The organism is Zoogloea dura, assembly GCF_012927165.1.
GTDB classification, from domain to species: Bacteria; Pseudomonadota; Gammaproteobacteria; order Burkholderiales; family Rhodocyclaceae; genus Zoogloea; species Zoogloea dura.
Map to the genome: position 1 here is coordinate 52,618 of NZ_JABBGA010000023.1, position 23,678 is coordinate 76,295.

General features: G+C 69.2%; 19 protein-coding genes. 4 read left to right on the plus strand and 15 right to left on the minus strand.

Annotated elements, in window-relative coordinates:
* Window positions 1-4: 4 nt before the first annotated feature.
* The 7 genes from HHL15_RS20835 to HHL15_RS20865 form a co-directional block, all read right to left on the minus strand.
* Entirely contained in the window at window positions 5-772 is a 768-nt protein-coding gene (locus HHL15_RS20835) for an SDR family NAD(P)-dependent oxidoreductase (RefSeq protein WP_169147741.1), read from the minus strand.
* A 47-nt stretch (window positions 773-819) separates the two neighbouring features.
* Window positions 820-1,515, minus strand: a complete 696-nt coding sequence (locus HHL15_RS20840; RefSeq protein ID WP_169147742.1) for an EthD domain-containing protein — start codon at window positions 1,513-1,515, stop codon at window positions 820-822.
* A complete protein-coding gene (locus tag HHL15_RS20845; protein WP_169147743.1) occupies window positions 1,515-2,144 on the minus strand; it encodes a nuclear transport factor 2 family protein in 630 nt (209 codons plus the stop codon). Before HHL15_RS20845 ends, HHL15_RS20840 begins: the two co-directional genes overlap by 1 nt.
* An 11-nt stretch (window positions 2,145-2,155) precedes the next feature.
* Window positions 2,156-2,890 (minus strand): SDR family NAD(P)-dependent oxidoreductase, encoded by a 735-nt coding sequence (locus tag HHL15_RS20850; protein ID WP_169147744.1) that lies wholly within the window; start codon window positions 2,888-2,890, stop codon window positions 2,156-2,158.
* A gap of 184 nt (window positions 2,891-3,074) precedes the next feature.
* Entirely contained in the window at window positions 3,075-4,442 is a 1,368-nt protein-coding gene (locus tag HHL15_RS20855; protein ID WP_169147745.1) for a DUF1329 domain-containing protein, read from the minus strand.
* 24 nt (window positions 4,443-4,466) lie between these two features.
* Window positions 4,467-6,110, minus strand: a complete 1,644-nt coding sequence (locus HHL15_RS20860; RefSeq protein WP_169147746.1) for a DUF1302 domain-containing protein — start codon at window positions 6,108-6,110, stop codon at window positions 4,467-4,469.
* Window positions 6,111-6,266: 156 nt separating this feature from the next.
* Entirely contained in the window at window positions 6,267-7,415 is a 1,149-nt protein-coding gene (locus HHL15_RS20865; protein WP_169147747.1) for a helix-turn-helix transcriptional regulator, read from the minus strand.
* Between the two features lie 197 nt (window positions 7,416-7,612).
* Between HHL15_RS20865 and yjjJ the strand changes: the two genes are divergently transcribed.
* The 3 genes from yjjJ to HHL15_RS20880 all read left to right on the plus strand — a co-directional run bounded on the left by yjjJ (window position 7,613) and on the right by HHL15_RS20880 (window position 10,718).
* Window positions 7,613-8,956, plus strand: coding sequence for a type II toxin-antitoxin system HipA family toxin YjjJ (gene yjjJ / locus HHL15_RS20870; RefSeq protein WP_169147748.1), 1,344 nt, complete (start codon window positions 7,613-7,615; stop codon window positions 8,954-8,956).
* Window positions 8,957-9,108: 152 nt separating this feature from the next.
* Complete coding sequence (locus HHL15_RS20875) at window positions 9,109-9,924, plus strand: enoyl-CoA hydratase (protein WP_169147749.1); 816 nt, start codon at window positions 9,109-9,111, stop codon at window positions 9,922-9,924.
* 38 nt (window positions 9,925-9,962) lie between these two features.
* Window positions 9,963-10,718, plus strand: coding sequence for an SDR family NAD(P)-dependent oxidoreductase (locus HHL15_RS20880; RefSeq protein ID WP_169147750.1), 756 nt, complete (start codon window positions 9,963-9,965; stop codon window positions 10,716-10,718).
* Between the two features lie 46 nt (window positions 10,719-10,764).
* Here HHL15_RS20880 and HHL15_RS20885 read toward each other — a convergent pair whose 3' ends face one another.
* The 8 genes from HHL15_RS20885 to HHL15_RS20920 all read right to left on the minus strand — a co-directional run bounded on the left by HHL15_RS20885 (window position 10,765) and on the right by HHL15_RS20920 (window position 21,337).
* Window positions 10,765-11,697 carry a c-type cytochrome gene (locus tag HHL15_RS20885; RefSeq protein ID WP_206198891.1) on the minus strand — a complete coding sequence of 311 codons (933 nt, stop codon included), beginning with the start codon at window positions 11,695-11,697 and terminating at the stop codon, window positions 10,765-10,767.
* Window positions 11,698-11,752: 55 nt separating this feature from the next.
* Entirely contained in the window at window positions 11,753-12,496 is a 744-nt protein-coding gene (locus HHL15_RS20890) for a c-type cytochrome (RefSeq protein ID WP_169147751.1), read from the minus strand.
* 34 nt (window positions 12,497-12,530) lie between these two features.
* Window positions 12,531-14,615 (minus strand): c-type cytochrome, encoded by a 2,085-nt coding sequence (locus tag HHL15_RS20895; RefSeq protein WP_206198892.1) that lies wholly within the window; start codon window positions 14,613-14,615, stop codon window positions 12,531-12,533.
* A gap of 95 nt (window positions 14,616-14,710) precedes the next feature.
* Window positions 14,711-15,346, minus strand: a complete 636-nt coding sequence (locus HHL15_RS20900; protein ID WP_169147752.1) for a response regulator transcription factor — start codon at window positions 15,344-15,346, stop codon at window positions 14,711-14,713.
* Window positions 15,343-17,151 carry a sensor histidine kinase gene (locus HHL15_RS20905; RefSeq protein WP_169147753.1) on the minus strand — a complete coding sequence of 603 codons (1,809 nt, stop codon included), beginning with the start codon at window positions 17,149-17,151 and terminating at the stop codon, window positions 15,343-15,345. The genes HHL15_RS20900 and HHL15_RS20905 overlap by 4 nt, the downstream gene beginning before the upstream one ends.
* 72 nt (window positions 17,152-17,223) lie before the next feature.
* The gene (locus HHL15_RS20910; protein WP_169147754.1) at window positions 17,224-18,819 is read right to left on the minus strand and encodes a FadD3 family acyl-CoA ligase; all 1,596 of its coding nucleotides are present in this window, start codon (window positions 18,817-18,819) and stop codon (window positions 17,224-17,226) included.
* Window positions 18,820-18,821: 2 nt separating this feature from the next.
* Window positions 18,822-19,583, minus strand: coding sequence for a glucose 1-dehydrogenase (locus HHL15_RS20915; protein ID WP_169147755.1), 762 nt, complete (start codon window positions 19,581-19,583; stop codon window positions 18,822-18,824).
* Between the two features lie 32 nt (window positions 19,584-19,615).
* Window positions 19,616-21,337 (minus strand): FAD-dependent oxidoreductase, encoded by a 1,722-nt coding sequence (locus tag HHL15_RS20920; RefSeq protein ID WP_328825070.1) that lies wholly within the window; start codon window positions 21,335-21,337, stop codon window positions 19,616-19,618.
* A gap of 840 nt (window positions 21,338-22,177) precedes the next feature.
* On the opposite strand from HHL15_RS20920, the gene HHL15_RS20925 reads away from it, so the two are divergent.
* Window positions 22,178-23,650, plus strand: a complete 1,473-nt coding sequence (locus HHL15_RS20925; protein ID WP_206198893.1) for an FAD-dependent oxidoreductase — start codon at window positions 22,178-22,180, stop codon at window positions 23,648-23,650.
* Window positions 23,651-23,678: the final 28 nt, after the last annotated feature.

A 23,678-nucleotide genomic window follows, 5' to 3' on the forward strand; every position in this document is an offset into this window, starting at 1 on the left:
CCCCTTACAGGGCGGTGACCAGCACGGCGGCACGCCCACCGTCCACCGGCAGGGTGGCGCCGGTGATGTAGGAAGCCTCGTCGCTGGCCAGGAAGAGGATGGCGTTGGCCAGCTCCCGCGGCTTGCCGACGCGCCCCATGGGGATGAGCTTCTCGGTGCTGGCCTTCGAGGCCGGGTCGGCCAGCATGCCGGCAGTGGCCGGGGTCTCGACGACGGCGGGGATCACCACGTTCACCCTGATGCCCTGGGCCGCGCCTTCCGCCGCCGCCGCGCGGGAGAAGTTGATCACCGCCGCCTTTGCCGCCGAGTAGCCGGCCATCCAGGGGGTGCCGAGGGTGCCGCAGATCGACGACAGGTTGATGATGGAACCGCCGTGGGTCTTCATCAGCTGCATGGCGCTGCGGGTGCCCCAGAAGGTGCCGTCCACGGAGGTGCCGAAGTTGGCCTGCCAGTCGGCGCTGCTCATGGCCTCGATGGGCCCCCAGGTGTAGGCCATGGCGTTGTTCACCAGGATGTCGAGGCGGCCGTGGCGGCGGGCGCAGTCTGCCAGCGCGGCGGTGAAGGCGGCTTCATCGCTCACATCGGCGACCACCGCTTCGGCCTGGCCGCCGGCGGCGCGGATCCGGCCGACCACCTCGTCGAGGGGCGCCTGGCGGCGGCCGCAGATCACCACCCGGGCGCCCTCCTCGGCAAAGCGTTCGGCGGTGGCGGCGCCGATGCCGGAGCCTCCACCGGTGATGAAGGCGATCTTGTCTTGCAGGCGTGCAGTCATGGCGTGTGTCCCTTGGGAAATGTGTCGGATGAGGGGTGTCGCGGCGTTCAGGGGCGACGATGGGTGACCCGGGTGAGCAGGGTCACCGAGCGGGCGGGGTCGATGCAGGCGGCCACCACCCGGGGCAGGCGCGCAGGCAGCTCGACCCCGTCGATGGCACGTATCGCGGTGTCGGGGTCGGGGAACCAGGCTTCGAGGATCAGCGCGTAGTCGTAGCCCGGCGGCGGCGTGCCATCCACCCGGTTGATGACGAGCCGGCGGGTGGCGCCGAGGGCCGGGTCGGCCAGCCAGCGCTCGGGGCCCGCAGCGGCCAGGGCGCGGTCCAGGTCGGCCTGGTTGAGCCCCGGGGCAAGGCCCAGGAAGGCGGTCACCACGCAGTCGGTGGGCTCGCCATCGCGCAGCACGCTGGCCTCGGCGATCAGGGTGAAGTCGCGGACCCAGGTCGAAAAAACCCGGGGCTCGTCGGGCCGCATGATGCGCAGGGTCTCCTCGTCGTTCCAGATGTCGTCGGCGGCCTGGCGGTCGCGCAGCTCCAGCAGGTTCACCCCGTCGTAGCCCGCGGAGGCGCCGGCCAGCCGTGCACTGTTGTCGAGGTCGCGGGCGCACTGGCGCACGCTCCGGATCTTGTCGCGGACATTGCTGCACCCTGCCCCCAGGGCCGAGTGCTCGCGCCAGGCCTGGGGAAACTCCTCGGGCCTCAGGGCCGGGTTGCGCCGGGCCAGGTAGATCATCTTCCAGCCCATCAGCGCACCCGGATCTTCGGGTCTGGCGCCCCCTGGCGGAGGGTGGCCAGGAAGGCCTCCGCGGGGGCCGGTGGAGCCACCTCCGGCAGCGCGTCCTTGTCCGGGCGCTGGGCCCAGAAGGCCTGCCAGGACGGGAACAGCTCATGGAAGGTGCCGGCATAGGGCTCACGGCCCGGCCAGCGCATCTTGCGCTCGCCGATGGGCGGCTTGTTCAGGTCGGTGGCGTACCAGTAGCACGGCAGGCGGCGGCGGAAATACCACTGGCCGTCGATGCGCGCGTAGTCGTCCCAGTAGAGCATCTGCATGATCACCCACTCGGGGCCGGTCTCATGCTCGTTCTTGGAGTAGACGACGCCCACCGCTTGGTCGGGGTCGACGAACTCGATGATGTGCTGGCCCACATGGTGGGAGGTGCCGGTGAACTGCTCCCGCAGGGTCTCGTCCACCCAGGCCTTGAGGGCCGCCCGCCCGGTGCCCCGGCGGCCGACCCGGATATCGGGGGCGAAGAGGTTCACGTGGGCGTCCAGGTCGCGCATGTCGAGGGACAGGGAATACTTGCCCGCCAGCTGGCGGATCGCCTCGATGGACTCCAGGCGGTCCAGTCGGGCGGCGAGGCTTGCGTCGCTCATGGCCGGGCTGCTCACAGGAAGCTCATGCCGCCATTCACGGCCAGGTTCTGGCCGGTGATGAAGCCGGCCTCCTCGCTGGCCAGAAACACCGCCGCCGCCGCGATCTCCTCCGGCTCGCCCATCCGGCCCAGGGGGATGGCGCGGATCATGGCCTGGGTCCATTCGTCCGGGATGCCGGCCATCATCGGGGTGTTGGTGGGGCCGGGCACGATGGTGTTGACGCGGATCCCGGTGGGCGCCAGCTCCCGCGCGGCGCTGCGGGTGAGGCCCATCACGGCGGCCTTGGATGCACAGTAGTGGGCCGGCCCCTCGCCGGAGAAGGCGGCGGTGCTGGAGACATTGACGATGGCCCCGCGGGCGCCGCACTTCTGCATCAGCCGCGCGCCTTCACGGCAGCACAGGAAGGTGCCGGTCAGATTGACGCCGATGACCCGCGCCCAGGCCTCGTCCGGGGTGTCCACGAAGGCATCCATCGAGCCGATGCCGGCGCTGTTGATCACCACGTCCACCCGCCCGAAGCGGGCCTCGACGGACTGGAAGGCTTCGACCACCGAGGCGCTGTCGGCCACGTTGCAGCTCAGCGCCAGGCCGCGCGGGCCCAGCCCGGCCACCGCCTGGGCGGCCGCCTCGCCGTTGATGTCGGCCGCCACCACGCTGGCCCCCTCGGCGGCGAAGCGCCGCACCATGGCCAGCCCCATGCCCTGGGCTGCGCCCGTAACGAATACCACCTTGTCGGAAAACTTCATGCCGGCCTCCATGATCGTGTTGAGAGATTGCGACGGGGACAGCAGGCCCCCGGTGTGTGCCCATGATTGAGCCTGGACAGCTTCGCGGCATCGTCCAGGCTGACTAGATGAGCGGGGTGCTGATCAGGAAAAAGGGCGGCCCGCCCGGAGGCGGCCGCCCTCTGAAGGGATTGCCGGGAACGGGTCAGAGACCCATGCGGCGCGCGGCCTCGGGGCCGAAATCCCGTTCGGTGAACTTGCCCTGGTTGAGCTTGTAGGCACCGGGCTGCTCGTTGATCAGGTTGAAGGCGAGATAGGTGCCGGCATTGAGGTCGTGGTAGAGGCCCACCCCCGCCTGCCAGGTGTTCATCTCGTAGGCGTAGAAGTAGTTGACCACCGAAGTGCGCCACAGCTCGCCGCGGCTGTCGTAGTTGTCGGCCATCAGCATGAACCAGCTGTCCTCGTCGATGTAGAGGGTGCGCTTGCTGTAGAGGTGGCGATAGCCTTCCTTCAGGGTGGCTTCCACCACCCACACCCGGTGCAGTTCATAGCGCATGGCATCCGGGTTGATATGGCCCGGGCGGATCAGGTCGGCGTACTTGAGCTTGTCGGAGTGCACCCGGTAGGCGTTGTAGGGCACGTAGAGCTCCTTCTTGCCGACGATCTTCCAGTTGAAGCGCTCCGGCGAACCGTTGAAGAGGCGCACCTCGTCCACCGCGATGGAGCCGCCGGTCCCCGGGAAGGGCATGTCGAAGCCGTAGCCGGGCGACTGCCGCACCCGCCGGGTGCCCGGGTCGTAGCGCCAGCTCTGGCGGGGCTCCTTGGCAAAGTTCCAGAACTCGGTGCCGGTGTTCACCTCGCCCTTGTCCCGTTCGGGCAACAGGGTTTCGTTGAGGTAGAACGAGGAGTTGCCCGTCGTGCGGCCCTTGCGCCCGGGCTCGACACCCGGCGCCAGATTGCGGGAGCGCACCCGGCCCCAGTTGATCTTGCCATCGGCGAGCACGTAGGCATTGTCGGACACCAGCTCCTCGGTCCACGCCCGGTAGGGCATGGTGGCGTTCCACAGCAGCTCCAGGCCCGACTTGGGGATGGGGAACAAGGTGCCGCCGCTTGCCCCCATCACCCCTTCTCCGTTGTCCACCAGCTCGGCGCTGGAAGCGTTTTCCAGGGTGGTCTTGCAGACGGCATCCGGCAAGCGGAAATCCCGGTGGCTGGGATAAACCGGGATCCTGTAGGTACCGGGGTAGCGCTTGAACATGGCCTTCTGCCCCGCCGACAGGCGCTGCGCGTACTGGGCCATGTTGGCGGCGGTGATGACGTAGAGGGGCTTGTCGGCGGGATAGGGATCGACCGGGTGAAAGCCCGTGCCCTTGAAGTCCACGCCGGGCGGTACGCCCAGCCATTTGCCGCTCCAGGGCGGAATGCTGCCGTCGGCGTTGCCGGCCTTTTCGGCGCCGACACAGGTAAGGTCCTTGCCCAGGCGGGCAATTTCTTCAGGGGTGGCCTTGGCCTGGACGCCCTGGGCCGCCAGCAGCGCGGCACCCAGGATCAGTGCGGAGATCGGATTGTTCATAGGGGTTCCATGCTTCCCTGCGGGTCAGAAGGTGTATTTGGCGTTGAGGGACAGGTAGTCCCGGTCGGCCAGACTGCGGCCGTCGGCGATGCTGGCCGAGCCGATGTAGGTAACGTAGGTGAGGCCCACCTGGAAGTTGCCGAGGTACTTGAAGTCGGCCCCCAGGGTCAGGCGGCGCTCGTCGCGCCCCATCCCGGAGAAGCTGCTGCCCGCCACGTTCTGGGTCCACACGGCGCGGGTGCTCAAGTCCCAGCCGCTGAACACGGATGGGTAGTCGAGGATCACCCCGGCACCGGCCAGAGTGGAGCCGCGGGTCTGGCCGTCATACACATAGCGGGAGAAGCTGCCGTTCTGGCCCGGCATGGCACCGCTCACGGTGAGGGTGTCCACGCCGGTGATGCGCTGGTGGACCACCTCACCCATCAGGGTCGTCTGGTGGGCCAGGGCGCTCGGGCCGAGGATGTAGACGAAGTTGCCATTGCCCTGGAGATAGCTGCCCCGGGTGGGGGAGCCGTTGTCCAGGTACACCGGGGCGCCGTCCCGGTAGCTGAGGTCGCCGCCCACCTGAACCGCGTCGCCGAACTTGGTGCTGAGGCTGAGGCCGGTGAGCTTGATATCCTCGAAATAGGCCAGCTTGAAATAGGGTGCGCTGCCGGGCGAAGCCATCGCGCCGAAACGGGGCAGCGACGAGTAGCGGGTGGTGCCGGTGAAGTCGTAGAGCATGGCCCCCACCCGATCGTGATAGCGGTAGTGGAAGAGCCCCAGTTCGGTGTTGTCGCTGAGCTGGTAACGGGCCCCCAGCCCCCACTGGCCGGAATTGCGGGCCGTGATTTCTCCGGCGTAGTTGGCCACGGTGAAGCCGCGGTCTGGCAGGCTGGAGATCGGCCCGCCCGCCAGCCGGTAGAACTGGGCGCCCGGGCCAAAGTAGTCGCTGCCGAAGTAATCACCCACCGGGTTGAGGCGGGATTTCTCCCACTTGTACTGGTAGTAGCCGGTCACCGTGAGGCTGTCGGTCAGCCCCAGGCTGCCGGAGATCTGGCCCACCGGCAGGTAACTCTCCTTGGCCTCGGTGCCGGGCACGTTGAACTTGGTGGCATCCACCGGCACCTGGCCCTGGCTGATGTTGGGCCAGAACAGGCTTTCCCCCCACACCACCGCGTGGCGCCCCAGCTTGACGTTGAGGGGCATGCTGCCGACCAGCCAGTTGCCATACACAAAGGCCTCCAGCAGGCGGGTGTTCTGCCCGCTCAGGCGCCGGGTCTCATCCACGAACTCGTTGGCCGGACCGGTCTTGTTGACGGTCCCCGCGGAATCGTTGCCGTTGGCGCCCTGGTAGACCGTGTCATGGAAGGCGCTGCCGCGCAGCAGGCCCCCCAGGTTGTCGTGCTTGAACTTGACCTCGCCGAGCACGTTGAGGCGGTTGTTGATCAGGCTGTGGCGCTTGAAGTTGCGGGTGCCGTCATCGTTGTTGAGGTCGGCCAGATAGGTGGCCGACGCATTGTCCAGACGCATCGAACTGGTGTAGCCGACGGTCAGGGACGTGTCGACCGAGGTGCAGTCCCCCCACTGGAAGCTGGGGCCGGCCAAGGCTGGCAGGCCGATGCCGGCCAGGGCCAGCGCGACCAAGTGGCGTGTTCTCGATGGTGTGAAGCGGTGCTGATGGAGCATCAATCCCTCCCTGCGTGCTGCTGTTCATGGGCCGGAAAGCAAGGACAGCCGGGCTTTCCGGGCCGTTCGAGGTGACGGCGGGAGGATGCTGCCGATGGTGCACTGCGAGCCGCATCCCTCATTCGAGTGAAATGCGGCACCTGCCCTGCAGATGGCTCAGCCCAGGGGCACCACGCTGCGCAACACCAGGCGCAGCAGCTCGGTCTGGCGGGTGACGCCGGTCTTGGCAAAGATGCTGCGCAACTGGCTGCGGGCCGTGTGGTGGCTGACCCCCTGGCGGACCGCGGCCTCGTCCAGGGTCATGCCCTCGACCAGCAGCAGGGCCAGTCCGCTTTCGGCCGAGGTCAGGCCGAACAGGCTGCGCAGCAGGGCCGGCGATGCACCGACCGAGCGCTCCACGTCGCTGATGTGCAGGACCGCCTCGGGGCAGGGACCATACTCCGCGATGCCCGCAGGTGGCACCGGCCGGATCAGCACGCCCAGGCGGGTGCGTCCTGACGGGCGGGTCAGGGTCATGCCCTCCACCAGCCCCGGCCCTTTGCCGCGCTCAGCGCCGACCCGGGCGATCATCTCGTGCAGCAGCACCTTCTCGGCATGCAGGCTGGGACGCAAGGTCCGGCCCACCAGGCGCAGGCCGTCGTCCGCCGCCAGGATCTCGTCCGCGACGCGGTTACTGTTCAACACCTTGCCGCGGCGATCCACCCACAGGGTTGCCACCTCCAGGCGCTCCAGGGCGCCCGCGTACAGGCGGCGCTCCCGGTCCGAGCCATCCAGCACGGCGCGGGCCCGCAATGCGCGCTTGAGATGGGGCAGGAGCAAGGCACACAGCGCCCGCTCCGCCTCGCCGAATGGCCCGGCATCCGCACTGCGGCAGACCCGGAAGCGGCACACCGCCTCACTCCCCACGTCCAGGTCGGCCCCCGCCAGGTAACGGATTCCCAGCGGTGCCATGCAGCTCCGGTACACCACGCTGTCCAGCCACTCAGCCTCGGAGATCAGCTCGTCCACCGCCAACATGCGGTTACGCGGCAGGTTGACGAAGGGGTCCAGGCCATGGAGCACGTCGGCATAGGCAGTCAGCAGGTCCTGCCGGGCCGGGCCGGCGAAAAGGATGGGCAGCCCCGGGCCGGACAGATCGGGCAGCAGCACCAGGGAGACATAATTGGCCCTCAGCTGCCCCTGAAGCAGATGCAACAGGGCATCCCAGGCCTGCAGGTCGAAGGCGCCGTCGTGGACCAGCCCGACCATCTGCTCGTAGGTCTGGAAACCCACCCCGGCCCGCGCAAACAGGGCCTGGGTGTCCATCGGGCCGGACTCAGGCGCACGAGGCATCATCATCGGATCGGACGAGAAGAAGGTGGCAGCTTGGCATGCCCCCTCCCCGCCCTCGTCGTCCGGACGGACGATGAGCCCGTCTCCACGCCCCCCCCCGGGCCGCGCAAAACATCTACACTATCTATTCACTTATCCATTCAAAAACCCATTCAAACTCAAGCCCACACATGCCCCGACACGCAGATCCGATCCGGCTTCACCTTGCACGAGGCCCTCTTGGTGCGCGCCAACTCGTTGAAGCATTGGGCATCAGTCAGCCAACGCTGTCCCGTGCGATGCTTGAGCTGGGAGACGAGGTGGTCCGTATCGGCGCGGCGCGATCCATTCAGTACGCGCTGCGTGATGACGTCCGGGGGCTGGCAGAAATGGAGATCTACCGGGTGGATCCGGAGGCCAGGGTCCATCACCTCGGCACCCTCATCCCGGTCCGGCCGGACGGCTTCGTCATGCGCGAAGCCGGCGGGGCCACCCTGTACAGCCCCGGCCTGCCCTGGTGGCTGCTCGACATGCGCCCCCAGGGCTACCTCGGTCGGGCCTACGCGGCCCGGCACGGGCGGGACCTGGGCCTTCCCGAACGCCTCACCGAGTGGTCGGACACGCATGCGCTGAAGGCCCTGCTCGCGCATGGTCACGATGTGGTCGGCAATCTGCTGCTGGGTGACCGGGCACGCGCCCATTTCCTGCGCATGGACGCCGCGCCGCTGCCGATCGGCATCGAACAGAAGACCGGGATCTACGCCCGGCTGGCGCAGGAGGCCGCCAGCGGTGAGACGCCGGGGTCGTCGGCAGGGGGCGAGCAACCCAAGTTCGCCGCCTGGGCCATGACCTCTTCGGGGCCCCGGCATGTGCTCGTCAAGTTCAGCGAGCCGCTGGCGGGCCCGGTCAGCGAGCGCTGGAGAGACCTGCTCCTGGCCGAACATCTCGCCCTGGAAACCCTTGCACAGGCCGGCATTGCCGCCGCCCGCAGCGAACTGCTCAGCCTCGAAGGGCAGACCTTCCTCGAGCTGGAGCGCTTTGATCGCGTCGGCGGGCTGGGCCGCCGGGGGCTGATGTCACTGGCCGCCCTGGACGCGGAATTCGTCGGGCTCGGCGGCCCGTGGCCGGAGATCGCGACCGCCCTTGCCGCTGCCGGACACATCCCCCGCGAGGCGGCAGGCCGGGCCCATCTGCTGTGGGCCTTCGGCCACCTCATCGGCAACACCGACATGCACGGCGGCAACCTGTCCTTCATTCCCGACCCGGGGCGCCCCTACGCCATCGCCCCCGCCTACGACATGACGCCGATGGCTTTCGCGCCCAGGAGCGGCGGCGGACTGCCCGACACCATCCCGGCGCCGAACATCCGGGCAGGCATCGCCCCTGATATCTGGCGCTCCGCGCTGGCCCTGGCCCGCAGCTTCCTGGCCCGCGTCATGGAAGCCCCCGGCTTCAGCCCGCGCTTCGCGCCATGCAGGCTGGCCCTGGCGCAGCACCTGGAGGACGCGGGGGCGCAGATTGCCAGGCTGGCATAGCGCGGAATCGATTCCAGGCAGCCCCCTGCCCGGCTGACGATCGGCAAATCCGCATTTCTCCTCGTCCGGACGGACGATGAGCCCGCCCCGCACGGCCCGAATAATCCTTTCCAGCCTGCCCGAATTCCGGGCGTCCGTTGCGAGGAATGCCGATGTCTGCCGCCGCCCCCTTCCCTTCCCCCGAGCATGCGGATGCCGCGCCGCCGGCCCTGCTGGAACGCCCGGAAGACGGCGTTGCCGTGGTCCGCCTGCATCGCCCGGAGGCCACCAATGCCCTGAGCCTGGAACTGCAGGCCCTGCTGTCGCGGATGTTCGCCGAGCTCGGTGCCGACCCGACGGTGCGCTGCATCGTGCTGACCGGCGGCGACACGGTGTTTGCGGCCGGTGGCGACATCCGCAGCATGGCCGGCGTCGGGCCCATCGAGATCCACCAGCGCCACACCGAGCGGGTGTGGGCGCCGATCCAGCACTGCCCCAAGCCGGTGATCGCGGCGATCTGCGGCTATGCCTACGGCGGCGGCTGCGAGCTGGCGATGCTGGCCGACATCCTGATCGCCGGCGAGGGTGCGCGCTTCTGCCAGCCGGAGATCCGCATCGGCATCATGCCCGGCATCGGCGGCACGCAGCGCCTGGTGCGCGCGGTGGGCAAGGCCAAGGCCATGCGCATGGCTCTCACCGGGCGGCCGATCACGGCGCAGGAGGCCTGGGTCGCCGGGCTGGTCAGCGAGGTGGTGCCCGACGGCGAGGTGCTGGCCACCGCCCTGGACATGGCGCGGACCATCGCGGCCATGCCGGCGCTGGCCGCCGAGCAGATCAAGGAGGTGATCCTGGCGGGCATGGACGCGCCACTGGAGGCCGCCCTGGCCCTCGAACGCAAGGCCAACGCCCTGCTCTTCGCGTCCCGCGACCAGAAGGAGGGCATGCAGGCCTTCATCGACAAGCGCCCCCCTGTTTTCGAGGGGCGCTGATTCCGGCGCCCTCCTTTCAACCCAGCAAGGAAAAAACAATGTCCCAACCCCTCTTCAGGCTGGACGGCTGTGTGGCCCTGGTCACCGGAGCCGGCCGCGGCATGGGCCGTGGCGTGGCCGAGACCCTGGCCCGCCAGGGCGCCACCGTGGCGGTCAATGACTTCTACCCGGAGCGCGCCGAAGCGGCCGCCGCCGAGATCCGCGCCCTGGGCCTGCAGGCCCTCGCCGCACCGGCCGACGTGACCGACTACGCCGCAGTGCAGGCCATGGTGGCCGGCGTGAAGGATGCCGCCGGCAGCATCGACATCTACGTCTCCAACGCCGGCGTGCCCACCTCGGGCATGGGCTATGCGCGCTTCCTGGAGTCCCGCCCGGAAGATTGGGAGCGCTTCGTGAAACTCAACCTGTACGGCCTGATGAACGGCTGCCATGCGGTGCTCCCGGGCATGCTGGACAAGGGCTGGGGCCGCATCGTGGCGATCACTTCCGAGTCCTGGCGGGCCGGCGTGCCGATGGGCATCGCCGCCTATGCCGCCTCCAAGGCCGGGGTGGTGGGCTTCGTGCGCCAGCTGGCCGCCGAGACCGGCCGCAAGGGCATCACGGTGAATGCCCTGTCACTCGGCACCATGAACAACTGGGAGGGCTCGGACGCCGTGGCCTGCAAGAGCGCCTTCGTGCCCCGCGCCGGCTCGCCGGCCGACGTGGGGGCCGGGGTGGCCTACCTGGCTTCCCGCGAGGCGGAATGGGTCACCGGCCAGGTCCATCCGCTGAATGGCGGGGCGCTCACCGCCTGAAGCCCCCCAAGGAGCACAAGCGGGCGGGCCGCCGCCCCGCGGCAGGTCACTTCACGCCCTGCCCCAGCTTCCGGCCATCCACCACCACGCCGTAGAGGTTCACCCCATCGTCGGCGTGGTAGCGCTTGCGGGTCTCGTCGATGTCGCCATTGACCAGGCGGGGGTCCTGGGGGCGCTCGTGGGCATTGATGTAGGCGGCCACGTCCCAGGCTTCCTGATCGCTCAGGGTCTCGCCGCGGCCCAGGGGCATGTTGTGCTGGATGAAGCCGGCCGCGGTGTTGATCCGGTGCATGCCCGCCCCCCAGTTGTAGGAATCCTTGCCCCACAGGGGCGGGAACACAGAGGTGGCGCCCACCTTCCTGCCCGCGCCGTCATCCCCGTGGCACAGGGCGCACTGCTTCTCGTACACCCGCTGGCCGCGGGCGATGTCATAACCGCCCCTGGGCGGGGGCGGCTCGTCGAAGCCCCGGCCCGGCTGGACCTTGCCGATCGGCACGCCGGCAGACATCCAGTAGGCATAGGCCGTGAGGGCCGCCAGGACCTCGCTGTCCGCGGCAGGCGCCTTGCCGTTCATGCTGAACTGGAAGCAGCCCTGCATGCGCTCGACAAAGGTGTTCACCTTGTTGTTCTTCTTGCGGTAGGCCGGATACATGGTATAGGCCGCCCACAGGGGTGCGGAGTTGGCCTTGCGGCCCCGGTCGATGTGGCAATTGACGCAGTTCATCTCGTTGCCCACATACTCCGGCGCGAGCGCCTTCGTGTTCATGAAGAGGTCCTGCCCGCGGCGCACCAGCTCCCCATAGGCGTTGTTGGGAATGTCGGCCTCGGCCGGGGGCTGGAAATAGGCCTTGCCCGCCGGGCGTGCGGGGGCCTTGGGAAGCTGGGTCTGGTCGTCCAGGCGGGTGCTGTCGGCCGCCATCGCGTGGACGGCCAGCAGGGGCAGCAGTACGGCGGTCAGCCGACGGAAAGTGGTGGGCATGGTGGCGGCTCCGGGGTCGGTCACGGGGGGCGGGGTCAAGGGCGCAGGCTGTGGCTCAACGCAGACGGTGCTGGCTGGCATCAAAGGGCTCCGTGCTCTCTCCCAGGCCGGCGAAGTAGGCGGCAACCGCCTTGATCTCGGCTTCGCTCAGGTCCGCCGCGATGTGCTGCATCAAGCCATTGGGGTCGTTCCGGCGGGTGGGCGGAACGGCGGCGAGCGCCTTGCCCTTCCTGCCCGCCGGCCGGGCCGGCGAAGCGCGCCATGCCCGCAACTGGGCTTCGATGTATTCCGCTGACTGGCCGGCCAGGGGCGGAAAGGCGTCGCCCACCCCCACTCCGGCAGGGCCGTGGCAGAGGGTGCATTCGGGAATGTTGCGATCCCAGGCCCCCCGCAGGGCCAGCCAGGCACCGCTGCCCTCCTTGGGCCGCTCCGGCGCTCCGGCCATGACCTTGACCTGGACCTTGGGCAGGGCCGCATAGGCCATCGCCACGGCCGCCGTCTCCGCATCGTCGAGCGCCTGGGCGATGGGCTGCATCAGCGGGTTCTCGCGCCGGCCGGCCTTGAAGTCGGCCAGTTGCTTGGCGATGTAAGCCGCGGGCAGGCCGGCGAGGCGCGGAAAGCCGCCCGCCGCCATGCCCTTGCCGTCGGCGCCGTGGCAGCTCATGCACGGCATGGCCGCCGGGTTGGCGCCACCTTTCTGGATGATGGCCTCGCCATCGGCAGCCCTGGCCTGCACCGCCAGCATCAGCAGGGACGCGGACAGGTACAGGTGCAGGTGTCTCGCGGGGGATGCAAACATGGATGACTCCTCGGTCCGGGGTATCTCTTGTTGTTCAGTAACGGGCGTCGGCCGGCTTCTTGTCCTTCGGCCAGTCCTTCACCTTCTCGGGAAAATCGGGGCGCGGCTGGTGGCTGAAGTACTCGGCCACGTCCACCGCCTCCTGGTCCGACAGCCCCCCCTGGCCAAGGGGGAAGCGGCCGTGGAAGCCGATCGGCATGTTGCGCTTGACGAAGGCCGCCGCCGTGTAGGTGCGCGCCATGCCGGCGCCGATGTTGAAGGAGGCGTCGCCCCACAGTGGCGGATAGACGTAGCGGCCATCGGCCTGGCGCAGGCCCTCCCCGTCCTTGCCGTGGCACACGGCGCACTGGTCGGCATAGACCTTCCTGCCGTTCTCCGTATTGGGCTGGATGTTGCGGTCGATCTTGCCCACGCCGCGCCCGGGCACCTTGTCTTCCGGCCTGGTCTCACGCTTCATCCAGTCGAAGTAGGCCACCATGGCCTTCATGTCTGGCGAGTCCGGGGGCAGCGGCTTGCCGTTCATGGAGCGCTTGAAGCAGCCGTTGATGCGGTCCTCCAGGGTGATCACCCGCCCTGCCCTGGGCGCATAGCCAGGAAAGAAGGCCGACACGCCGACGAAGGGCGAGCCGTCGGCCACCGTACCGGCGTTGAGGTGGCAGCTCGTGCAGTTGAGGGCGTTGCCCACGTGTTGGGGCAGCAGATCCCTGGTCTCCAGATGCAGCCGCATGCCGCGCACCAGCTGCTGGGCCTTGGGGCTGGCCAGCATGTCGGCCAGGCGCGGCGTCTCGAAGGTGCTCGTATCCACCTTCGGGTCCAGGGCGGCGCGCATCTTCTTGACATGGTCCGCACTCACCGCGGCCCCGCCATTGCCCCAGCTGGCCCGCACGAAGCTCATGATCTCGGCCAGCTCGGCATCCTTGAGCCGGGCAAAGCCGGGCATCGCAAAGGCCCGCGGATGGGCCGCGGTCGCCACGGTCTGCCCTCCGGTCAGGACGATGTGCAACAGGGTGGCCGGGTCCCTGGCCAGCACCGCCGGGTTGCCGGCCAGGGGCGGGAAGACCTTGGGCACGCCGCTGCCGTCCTGGCGGTGGCAGTCCACGCAGAACTGCACATAGCCCAGGCCGCCACGGCTGCTGTAAAGATTCTCGGGCAGCGCGCCCGCCACCACCTTGCGGGGCACTGCCGGTACCGGGAGTTCGTTCTCTCCTGGCGGCAGGGCTTTCAGGTAGGTGGCAATGGCGACCAGATCCTCCTCCTTGAGGTGCTGGGTGCTGTGCAGGATCACCTCGGCCATGTTGCCCGAGGCGGCGGCATAGCGGTTCTGCCCGGTCTTCAGGAAGAGCGCCGTATCTTCAACCGTCCACAAGCCGCGCAGGCTCAGGGCCCGCCAGTGTTCCACCGTCTCGCCGGCCAGGAAGTGGCGCCCCTTCGGCCCCGCATCACCCATGGCCTTCTCCTGGAAGGCCACCCCCCGTGGCGTATGGCAGGCACCGCAATGCCCCAGGCCCTGGACCAGGTAGGCCCCCCGGTTCCACAGCGGGTCCTTTTTCGGATCGGGCTTGAAGGGCGTCGTATCGAGGAAGGCCCAGTTCCACAGGGACAGGCCCCAGCGCATGTTGAAGGGCCAGTGCATCTCCGAGGGCTTGTTGGCCTGCTTCACCGGCGCGAGGCCTTGCATCAGGTAGGCGTAAAGGGCCTGCATGTCCTCTGCCGTCATCCTGGCGTAGGACGGATAAGGCATCGCCGGGTAGAGGTTGTGGCCGTCCGCCGCCACGCCCTTGCGCATGGCCCGGTCGAACTGCTCAAAGCTGTACTTGCCGATGCCGGTCTCCCGGTCCGGAGTGATGTTGGTGGAATAGAGCTTGCCAAAGGGCGTCTCCAGGCTCCGACCACCGGCCATGGCGGCGCCCTTGTCCCCGCCCTTGTCCCCACCTTTCTCCGCCGTATGACAGGCCACGCAATCACCTGCCTTGGCCAGGTAGCGCCCCCGCTCCACGGTCGCCCCGTCCGCGGGCGCCGCCTGCGTCGGGACGCTGGTCAACGCAAGAAGGGCCGCGCCCATCAGGACGAGGCCGGCAAATGGCCGGCGGCTCTGCCGGCCCGTGTCGGTACTGCGCATGGCGTTCTCCCTGCCGCTTGTTCTGGGCACAAGTCTAGGGAGAGGCCCGGGGTCCGACCATCCGGACATCGGGCTAGCGCAATAGCCGAAACCGTCTAGTCGAGCCCCTCAGGATCAGCGCGGAGGATCAACCGGGCCAGGTCGGCGGCGCTGCCGGTGCCGGTCTTGTCCATCACATGCTGGCGATGCACATGCACGGTGTTGTCGCTGATGCCGAGCAGGCGCGCGACCTCCTTGTTGGCCAGTCCCAGGGCCAGGAGGCGGGCCACCTCCCGCTCCCGGGCCGACAGACGGGTCAGGACCTCCAGCGCTTCGTCCTGGCGGCGCTGGGCGGCGTGACGCTCCACGCTCACCTGCACCGCCCGCTCCACCGCATCGAGAAAGAGCTGGTCCTTGAAGGGCTTCTGCAGGAAGTCGAGCGCGCCGTCCTTCATCGCCTGCACGGCCAGTTCCACATCCCCGTGGCCGGTCATGAAGATCACCGGAAACATCGATCCGGCAGCCAGCAGGCGCCGCTGCAGTTCCAGCCCGCTCAGCCGCGGCATGCGGATGTCGAGCACGATGCAGCCGCCCGCAGCAGGAAAGGCCGGCGCGGCGGCAAGGAAGGCTTCGGCGGATTCGTGCCCCGCCGCCTGCCAGCCCACCGATTCGAGCAGGAACAGCAGGGAGCGGCGGAACGGGGCTTCGTCGTCCACCACGTGGATCATGGGCATGTCAGGGGAGGCAGTCATGAACTCTCTCGGGATACGCTGGCGGCCCCATCGACCAGGGGCAGCGTGAAACGGATGGCCAGCCCCGGGCCGGGATCGGCCGCAGCGGCGGCAATCCCGCCACCATGGGCTTCGATGATGGTCTTGCAGATGGACAGGCCCAGCCCGAGGCCCTCGGGCTTGGTCGTGAAGAAAGCCTCGAACAGCCGCGCCTGCAGTTCGGGCGGCAGGCCCGGGCCGTAGTCGCGGACCGCCACGCTGCAGCGTTCCCCGTCCCGGCTCAGGCTGACCTCGATGGGCAGATCGCAACCCACCGCCTGCTGGGCATCCCAGGCATTCTTGAACAGGTTGAGCAGGACCTGCTGGACCTGCAGCGGATCCACCCATACCTGCAACCCGGCCACCTCATCGCCTTGGCGGAACATCACCCCGGGGACTCCCTGAAGCATCCCCGCGAAGAGCCGGCTGGCCTCCCGGACCAGCGCCGCCGGATCATGGGCCTCCCGCACACGGTCGCGCTTGCGGGCAAAGGCGCGGATGCCCCCGAGGACGCCCGCGGCCCGCTCGGACTCGCTGGCGATCTCCTCCGCCGCCTGACGCAGGGCCGTCGGTTCCAGGCGCCCGCTGTCCTGCCGGCGCAGCAGGCTGCGGGCGTAGTTGCCGATGGCGGCCAGGGGCTGGTTCAGTTCATGGGCCAGGGTTCCGGACAGTTCACCGAGAATGGACAGGCGGGACAGATGATCCATCTGCTGCTGCCCTTCGTGGACCTGCGCCTCCAGGCGCTGCCGGGCCTCCATGGCCTGGGTCAGCTCCCGCGTCCGCCGCTGCACCAGATGTTCCACGTGCAGGGTGTAAGCCCCCCAGGCCAGCAGCATCACCACCAGGCCGCACACCCACGGCCAGTAGCGCTCCCACAGTGAAGGCCAGGCGGTTTCGCGCAGGAAGGCATAGGGGCCGATCTGCAGCTCCTGCAGCAGCTCATGCACCGGGTGGTAGTCCGCCGGCACGCTCCACGATTGCCCCGCCGCATCCGGCGAAAGGGACAGCAGGGCCACCAGCACGTCCCGCGACAGGGCCGGCGACGTGGGCTGCGCCGCCGCAAAGGCCCAGCCCGGATAGAGGCGTGACGACACCCGGCAAGGGCTCATGCCGGCACGGGGCGACAACACCCGGAGCTGGCCTGGCCGCAGCGCCCCTTCCTGCTCCAGGCGCTCCAGCAGGCAGGCCCGCAGCACTCCGGCATCCGCATCGCCGTTGAGCACGGCCTCCACCACCTTCGACATGGGAAAGCCGGTCAGCACCGGCCGGGGCTGCCCCCGCTCGGGGTCCAGCCCCAGGCGGCGCAGCTCCGCCCACATCACCTGGTAGCCGCCGAAGGCATCGGCCGACACCGCGGCCAGGGTCCGCCCCTTGAGGTCGGCCAGCGCGGTGATGTCGCGGCGCTCATCCAGCACCACCACGGCCGAGCCCACCACGTGGGCCGGATCGGTCGACGCATCGGCCACCAGGGTGGCGATCCGGCTGACGCCGTTCTCCGCCTCGAGAAATACGTAATGCCCCGGGTTGGTGACCACGAAATCCAGCTCGCCGGCCCGCAGTGCGGCCGCCATGCCGGCCAGGTCGAAATGGCGCAGCTCGATGCGCCGCCCGGCCAGGCGCTCCTCCAGCTGGTTCATCAGGGACGACCAGCGGATCTCCGCCTCTTCCAACCCCTGCCAGGCCAGCACGCCGATCCGCACCGGCGGGGCCACCGCAGCACCCCACGCGGCGAGCGTGAAGAAGCCAAGCATGATCAGGGCGACAAGCGCGCGGAACGGAAACCTCATGGGCGAGAGTGTCCGCCGGATGGGACTCCCGGGACAAGCCTCCGCGGCGCCCGGCGGGCCCGGTCGGACAGTTCAGCCCGCCCCGCTCACCAGGGCCCGCAGTTCATTCTTGGCCACCTTGTTGGAGGCATTCACCGGCAGCGCGTCGAAGAAGCGCACATGGCGCGGCACCTTGTAGTTGGCCATGTTCTCGCGGCTCCAGGCGATCAGGCCGGCCTCGTCCAGGCTGGCGCCCGGGCGTCGCACCACGCAGGCACAGCCCACCTCGCCCATCCGCTCGTCGGGCACCCCCACCACCGCCACCTGGGCGACGGCCGGGTGGGCCGTGAGGGCGGCCTCGATCTCGGCCGGGTAGCAGTTGAAGCCGCCGACGATGAACATGTCCTTGAGCCGGTCGGTGATGCGCAGGTAGCCCCGCGCATCCAGCGTGCCGATGTCGCCGGTGTGCAGCCAGCCGTCGCCGTCGATGGTCTCGGCGGTGGCCTCCGGGTTCTCGAAATAGCCCTTCATCACATGAAAGCCGCGCAGGCAGATCTCGCCCGGCTCTCCCGGCGGCAGCGGCCGCCCCTGCGGGTCCAGGATGCACACCTCGGTGCCGGGGATGGCCTTGCCGCTGGTGCCGGCGATGGTGGCGGCGTCGTCGTCCGGGTCACAGATCGTCGCCAGACCACCGCATTCGGTGAGGCCGTAGGCGGTGGTCACCACCCGGATGCCCAGCTCGCGGCGCATCCGCTCGATCAGGACCGGCGGGATCGTCGAGGCGCCGGTCACCGCGATGCGCAGGGACGACAGGTCCGCGTCGGCCAGCCCGGGGTGGGCCAGCATCGACAGGTAGAGGGTCGGCGGGCCGGGCAGCGCGGTGATGCGGTCGGTCTCGATGCGCTGGAACACCGCCTCGGCGTCGAACACCGGATGGGGCAGGATGGTCGCCCCGGCGATCAGGCAGGTGATCCAGCCAGCCTTGTAGCCAAAGCTGTGGAAGAAGGGATTGACCACCAGATAGCGGTCGCCGGCCTGCAGCCCGATGATCCGCACGTATTCGGCGAAGGCCCGCAGAGTCGGCGCGTGGGCGCTCATCACGCCCTTGGGCTTGCCGGTGGTGCCGGAGGTGAACATCAGGTCGGCGATGTCATCCGGGCGCACGGCGTCGGCCCGGGCGCGGGCCTCCGCGGGGCTGACAGCGGCGCCGCCGGCCAGGAAGGCGGCCCACGGCTGGCCGCCCTGCCAGGCTTCCTGCCACTCACCCAGCACCACGATCTTCTCTACACAGGCCGGGCGCACGGGGGCCAGCATGGCCGGGTAGTCGACACCCAGAAAGCTGCCGACGCATAACAGCAGGCGGGCGTGACTGCGGGCCAGGATGTCGGCCGCCTCGCCGCCCTTCATGCGGGTGTTGATGGGCACCATCACCGCCCCGGCGCAGTGGATGCCGAGGGCTGCCAGCACCCAGTCGATGCAGTTGGGGGCCCAGATGGCCACCTTGTCACCGGGCTGGATGCCGTGGGCGACCAGGGCCCGGCTCACCGCCAGGGCCTGCTCCGGCAGTTCGGCATAGGTGATGCAACGGCCCGGCTCCTCCAGGGCGGCCCGCTCGCCGTGGTGGCGGGCGGCGGAGAACAGCAGGGCCGGGATGGTGCTGGCGATGGCGGGGATGGTGGCGTCGTTCATGCTCAGACACTCATCACGAACTGGCCGCTGTCCACCCGCAGCTCCAGGCCGTTGATGGCCCGGGCTTCGTCGGAGGCCAGGAAGAGCACCGCCGCGGCCACGTCCTGCGGCTGACAGGCGCGGAACATGGGGTCCACGTCGATGGTGAAGCGGGCCGGATCGAGCCCCGGTGGGTAGGCGGCGGCGCTCATCGGGGTGAGCACCCCGTCAGGGTGCACCGAGTTGCAGCGGATCCGGTATTTCTGGCGCCGGCAGTGGGCCGCCACCGCCCGGCTGAGGGCGGCAATGGCGCCCTTCGAGCCGCAGTAGGCGGCGTAGTCATCCTTGCCCGCCAGGCCGGCGATGGACGACATGTTGACGATGGCACCGCCGCCGCCCGCCTTCATCAGCGCCACGCCCTCCCGGCAGCCCAGAAAGACGCTGTCGGCATTGACCCGCATCAGGCGCTGCCAGTCGTCCAGGCTGGCCTCCTCGATGGAGCCCTTGATCAGGATGCCGGCGTTGTTGACCAGGATGTCGAGGCGGCCGTAAGCCTCCTTCACCTCGCCCATCACCCGCCGCCAGTCGGCCTCGGAGGCCGCATCGTGGCGTAGGAAACGCGCCGCGCCGCCGAGCTGGTCGGCCAGCGCCTGGCCGGCCTCCTCGGCGATGTCGGTGATCACCACCTGGGCGCCCTCGCGGGCCAGCATTTCCACGGTGGCCTTGCCGAGGCCGCTGGCCCCGCCGGTGACCAGGGCCACCTTGTCTTGTACGCGTCCTGCCATGTGTCTCTCTCCTTGAATTCCGGTGCCGGGGCTCAGGCGCCCCGGGCGATGTGGTGGGCGGCGATGTAGCCGAAGGTCATGGCCGGGCCCAGGGTGCCGCCGGCCCCCGGATAGGCGGTGCCCATCACCGAGGCCGAGGTGTTGCCGATGGCGTAGAGGCCGGGGATCGGGCTGCCGTCGGCGCGGATCACCTGGGCGTCGGCATTGGTCAGCAGGCCGCCCTTGGTGCCGATGTCGCCGGCGTCCAGGCGCATGGCGTAGAAGGGCCCCTTGGCGATGGGTGCCAGGCAGGGGTTGGGCTTGACGTTCACATCGCCGTAGTAGCGGTCGAAGGCATTGCCGCCGCGGGCAAAGTCCGCGTCGATGCCGGTCCGGGCGTAGTCGTTCATCGAGTCGACGGTGGCGGCCAGGCCGGCGGCATCCACACCGATCTGTTCGGCGAGCCCGGCCAGGCTGTCGGCCTTCCAGTACACGCTGCCGAGCCACTCCTTGCGCAACCGGCTGTCGGGCATCACCTGCCCGGGCATCAGCGGCCCCATGGCGTAGTTGAAGCGGAAATGGGCATCGAAGATCACCCAGGCCGGAATGGAACGGCCGCCGGTGGCCGCGTTGTCCTTGTACATGCTGTCCACGAACTCCAGGTAGGGCGCCGCCTCATTGACGAAGCGCCGGCCCAGGCCGTTGACCACGATGGCCCCCGGAAAGGCCCGCTCGGCGAACACGCCACGCGGCTTCTCCTCCTTCGGCACGGCGATGGTCGGCGCCCACCAGCACCATTCCAGCAGGTCGGTGGCCGCCCCGGCCGCCTGGCCGGCGAGCAGCGCCGCGCCGGTGTTGCAACCCGGTGGCGTGGCGCTCCAGCCGGCGCGGGTCGGGCCGGGCAGATACTTCTCCCGCAGTTGCTGGTTCTGCTCGAAACCGCCGGCACCGAAGATCACCGCCTTGCGGGCCGTCAGGGTACGGCGCACGCCGCCCTGGTCCACCACGATGCCGCTCACCTTGCCCCCCTCCCTGCCGCCCTCCAGCACCAGCTCCTGGAAATCGGTCTTCAACCACAGGGGCACCTTGCGGTCCATCAGCGAGCGGCGCAGGGCGCATACGAGGGCGCTGCCCAGGCCGGCACGGCGGTCCATGCGGGTCTTGCGGCGCCAGCGCAGGTCCAGCTGATAGCGCAGCATCAGGCCCATGATCTTGAAACGCCAGCCGCGCTCCCTGGCCATGGCCTTGTGGGCATCGCGGGCGGTCCACGCAATGCGGCCCATCAGCAGGGTGGAAGGAGAGGGACTGCGCAGGTTGTTCAGCTCGTCGCCGAGCAGGCTGGTGTCGAACAGCTCCGGATCCAGGCTGCGCCCCCCCGGCAGGGCGCCAGGCAGGTGCTGGTAGTAGTCCGGGTACTTGTGGGCCACCGCGTAGCGCACCCGGGACTTCTTCTCCAGGTAGTGGATCATCTTCGGCGCGTGCTCCAGGTAGGCCAGCAGGCGGCGCTCGTCCACCCGGCCGGCGGTGGCGGCACGCAGATAGGTCAGGGCCTGGTCGTGGCTGTCCCGCCCGCCGATGCGCTTGAAATAGTGGTTGTTGGGGATCCAGATCCCTCCGCCGGAGATGGCCGAGGTGCCTCCGAACTTGTCGCTCTTCTCCACCACCAGCACTGACAGGCCCTGGTCGGCGGCAGTCACCGCCGCGGTCATGGCACCTGCGCCGGAGCCCACGACGATGACGTCGAAGGCGGTCTGGGACTGATCTTGTGCGCTCACACTGGCCTCGCTGAAATGGATGTCGGCCCCGATATTCCCGCGGGTATCCGTGGCGGCCATCGTCAAAGCGGACTAGCCCGAACCAGCCATGAGGCCGCGGCCCGGCTTAGTCCGATCGGCCGATGCGGGGTGGGCGGGGGGGATTGATGATTTGGGGAGATGGTTGTTGTTTGTTTGTGCCTTTGCTGGGCGGCGTTCCGTTGTTTTGCGTTGAATTGGCCGGGATTTCGCCCCGGCGGGCGACCCCTTTCTTTGCGTCGCCAAAGAAAGGGGGAAAGAAAGGCGACCCGGCTTCCCCGGTCGTCCGCTGCGCGAACGACTCCCCTGCGCTGCTCGCATCGGGCGGCCGGCGCGGAACTCGTCGGCTGCGCCTCCTCAAACAGCCGCGCCGGAAAGCCCCGCCCGCTGCTGCGCTGCTCGGCGGGTCAGAACGGGCTTTTACCGGGCACCGAGCCTCTGCGGAAAGGCCGGTGGATGCGGGACGTTGGGGTTTGCTTTTCCCCTGAAAGCCAACCCGTGCTTCAGCAAACGCGCGGTGTTTGCGAAAAGCCCGTTCCGACCCGCCGAGCAGCGGAACGGCAGGCGGGGTAGTCCGGCGCGGCTGTCTGAGCCCGAAGGGCGAGTTCCGCGCCGGCCGCCTGCCGTGAGCAGCGCAGGGCAGTCATTCGCGCAAGCGAATGACCGGGGAGGCGGGTCGCCTTTCTTGCTTACTTCTTTGGCGAAGCAAAGAAGTGAGTCGCCCGCCGGGGCGAAATCCCGGCCAATCCAACGCGGAAAAAAGGAAAGCCGCCCAGTAAAGCCCCCCACAAACCCAACCCCATTAAATCCCCGGAGACCCCCATGCCCCACCCTCACCGCTTCAGCCCCGCCCGCCCCTGCTTCATCAAGGATGTCCCCCACTGGGACCTGGACACCGATGTACTCGTCATCGGCTTCGGTGCCGCCGGAGCCTGCGCCGCCATCGAGGCGCGCCAGGCCGGTGCCCGGGTGCGGGTGCTGGAGGTGGCGTCGGCCGGCGGTGGCAGCGCATCCTGGTCCGGCGGTGAGGTGTATGTGGGCGGCAGCGGCGGTACCAGCGTGCAGCGTGCCAACGGCTTCGAGGACAGCACCGAGGATCTGGCCACCTACCTGATGATGGCCGGCGGGCCAGGTGCCGACAGCGAGCGGGTGCAGGCCTATGCCCGGGGCGCCGAAGCCCACTTTCGCTGGCTGCAGGACCAGGGCGTACCCTTCAAGGGCAGCTATCTGCCAGGCAAGTGGATCGAACCCACCAGCGACGACACCCTGCTGTGGTCCGGCAGCGAGCAGGCCTGGCCCTTCCGCGACAAGGCGCGTCCGGCCCCCCGCGGGCATACCGCCCAGTTCAAGGGCTGGGGCGGCGGCAAGGTGCTGATGGAGAAGCTGTGCGCCCGCGCTGCCGAGCTGGGGGCCGAGGTACACACCGACAGCCGCGCCCTGACCCTGGTCCTGGATGAGGCGCACGCGGTGGTCGGCGTGGTGGCGCGCATGGACGGCACGGAGAAATTCATCCGGGCGCACAAGGGGGTGATCCTGTGCGCCGGTGGCTTCATCCTCAACAAGGACATGCTGGCCCGCTTCACCCCCGGCGCGCTGGCCTGCAACAAGGAGGTCTCCGGCGGCAACGACGACGGCTCGGGCATCCGCATGGGCATGGCGGTGGGCGGCGCAGCCATCCACATGGACCAGTTCTTCGCCACGGTGCCCTTCTTCCCGCCGGCCTCCCTGGTCAAGGGCATCTTCATCAACGGGCGCGGCGAACGCTTCATCAACGAGGACGCCTATCACGGCCGGGTTGCCCATTACGTGCTGCGCCAGCCGGAGGGCAAGGCCTGGCTGCTGGTGGACAACGAGATCTTCGGCCGGCCGGTGATCAAGCCGGACGTCACCGTCGCCGCCGTCGGCGAAACCTGGGAAGAGGTGGAAGAAGAGCTGGGGCTGCCGCCCGGCAGCCTGGTGCATACCGTCAAGACCTTCAACGAGCAGGCCGAAGCCGGTCGCGACCCGCTCTTCCACAAGGCCGCCGACTGGCTGCGCCCGCTCACCCAGGCGCCCTTCGCCGCCATCAGCTACTGCAGCGCCGACCTGGAGGCCCACGCCTTCACCCTCGGCGGCCTCGCCACCCGCCCTGGCGGCGAAGTGCTGGACGGCGACGGCCAGCCCATCCCCGGCCTCTTCGCCGCCGGCCGCTGCGCCTGCGGCCTGCCCCGCTGGGGCGAGGGCTACAGCTCCGGGCTGTCGCTGGGGGACTCCACCTTCTTCGGGCGCATGGCCGGGCGAACGGCCGCGGGCTGAAAAGCCCCGGGGCACGGTGCTTGAGCAC

Bases quoted from the DNA above. Each gene is read 5' to 3' on its own strand.
- HHL15_RS20915 (WP_169147755.1), bottom strand. From the start codon at position 19,583: ATGGCAGGACGCGTACAAGACAAGGTGGCCCTGGTCACCGGCGGGGCC.
- HHL15_RS20835 (WP_169147741.1), bottom strand. From the start codon at position 772: ATGACTGCACGCCTGCAAGACAAGATCGCCTTCATCACCGGTGGAGGC.
- HHL15_RS20840 (WP_169147742.1), bottom strand. From the start codon at position 1,515: ATGGGCTGGAAGATGATCTACCTGGCCCGGCGCAACCCGGCCCTGAGG.
- HHL15_RS20925 (WP_206198893.1), top strand. From the start codon at position 22,178: ATGCCCCACCCTCACCGCTTCAGCCCCGCCCGCCCCTGCTTCATCAAG.
- HHL15_RS20875 (WP_169147749.1), top strand. From the start codon at position 9,109: ATGTCTGCCGCCGCCCCCTTCCCTTCCCCCGAGCATGCGGATGCCGCG.
- HHL15_RS20910 (WP_169147754.1), bottom strand. From the start codon at position 18,819: ATGAACGACGCCACCATCCCCGCCATCGCCAGCACCATCCCGGCCCTG.
- yjjJ (WP_169147748.1), top strand. From the start codon at position 7,613: ATGCCCCGACACGCAGATCCGATCCGGCTTCACCTTGCACGAGGCCCT.
- HHL15_RS20850 (WP_169147744.1), bottom strand. From the start codon at position 2,890: ATGAAGTTTTCCGACAAGGTGGTATTCGTTACGGGCGCAGCCCAGGGC.
- HHL15_RS20865 (WP_169147747.1), bottom strand. From the start codon at position 7,415: ATGGACACCCAGGCCCTGTTTGCGCGGGCCGGGGTGGGTTTCCAGACC.
- HHL15_RS20845 (WP_169147743.1), bottom strand. From the start codon at position 2,144: ATGAGCGACGCAAGCCTCGCCGCCCGACTGGACCGCCTGGAGTCCATC.
- HHL15_RS20890 (WP_169147751.1), bottom strand. From the start codon at position 12,496: ATGTTTGCATCCCCCGCGAGACACCTGCACCTGTACCTGTCCGCGTCC.
- HHL15_RS20860 (WP_169147746.1), bottom strand. From the start codon at position 6,110: ATGCTCCATCAGCACCGCTTCACACCATCGAGAACACGCCACTTGGTC.
- HHL15_RS20880 (WP_169147750.1), top strand. From the start codon at position 9,963: ATGTCCCAACCCCTCTTCAGGCTGGACGGCTGTGTGGCCCTGGTCACC.
- HHL15_RS20895 (WP_206198892.1), bottom strand. From the start codon at position 14,615: ATGCGCAGTACCGACACGGGCCGGCAGAGCCGCCGGCCATTTGCCGGC.
- HHL15_RS20885 (WP_206198891.1), bottom strand. From the start codon at position 11,697: ATGCCCACCACTTTCCGTCGGCTGACCGCCGTACTGCTGCCCCTGCTG.
- HHL15_RS20900 (WP_169147752.1), bottom strand. From the start codon at position 15,346: ATGACTGCCTCCCCTGACATGCCCATGATCCACGTGGTGGACGACGAA.
- HHL15_RS20905 (WP_169147753.1), bottom strand. From the start codon at position 17,151: ATGAGGTTTCCGTTCCGCGCGCTTGTCGCCCTGATCATGCTTGGCTTC.
- HHL15_RS20855 (WP_169147745.1), bottom strand. From the start codon at position 4,442: ATGAACAATCCGATCTCCGCACTGATCCTGGGTGCCGCGCTGCTGGCG.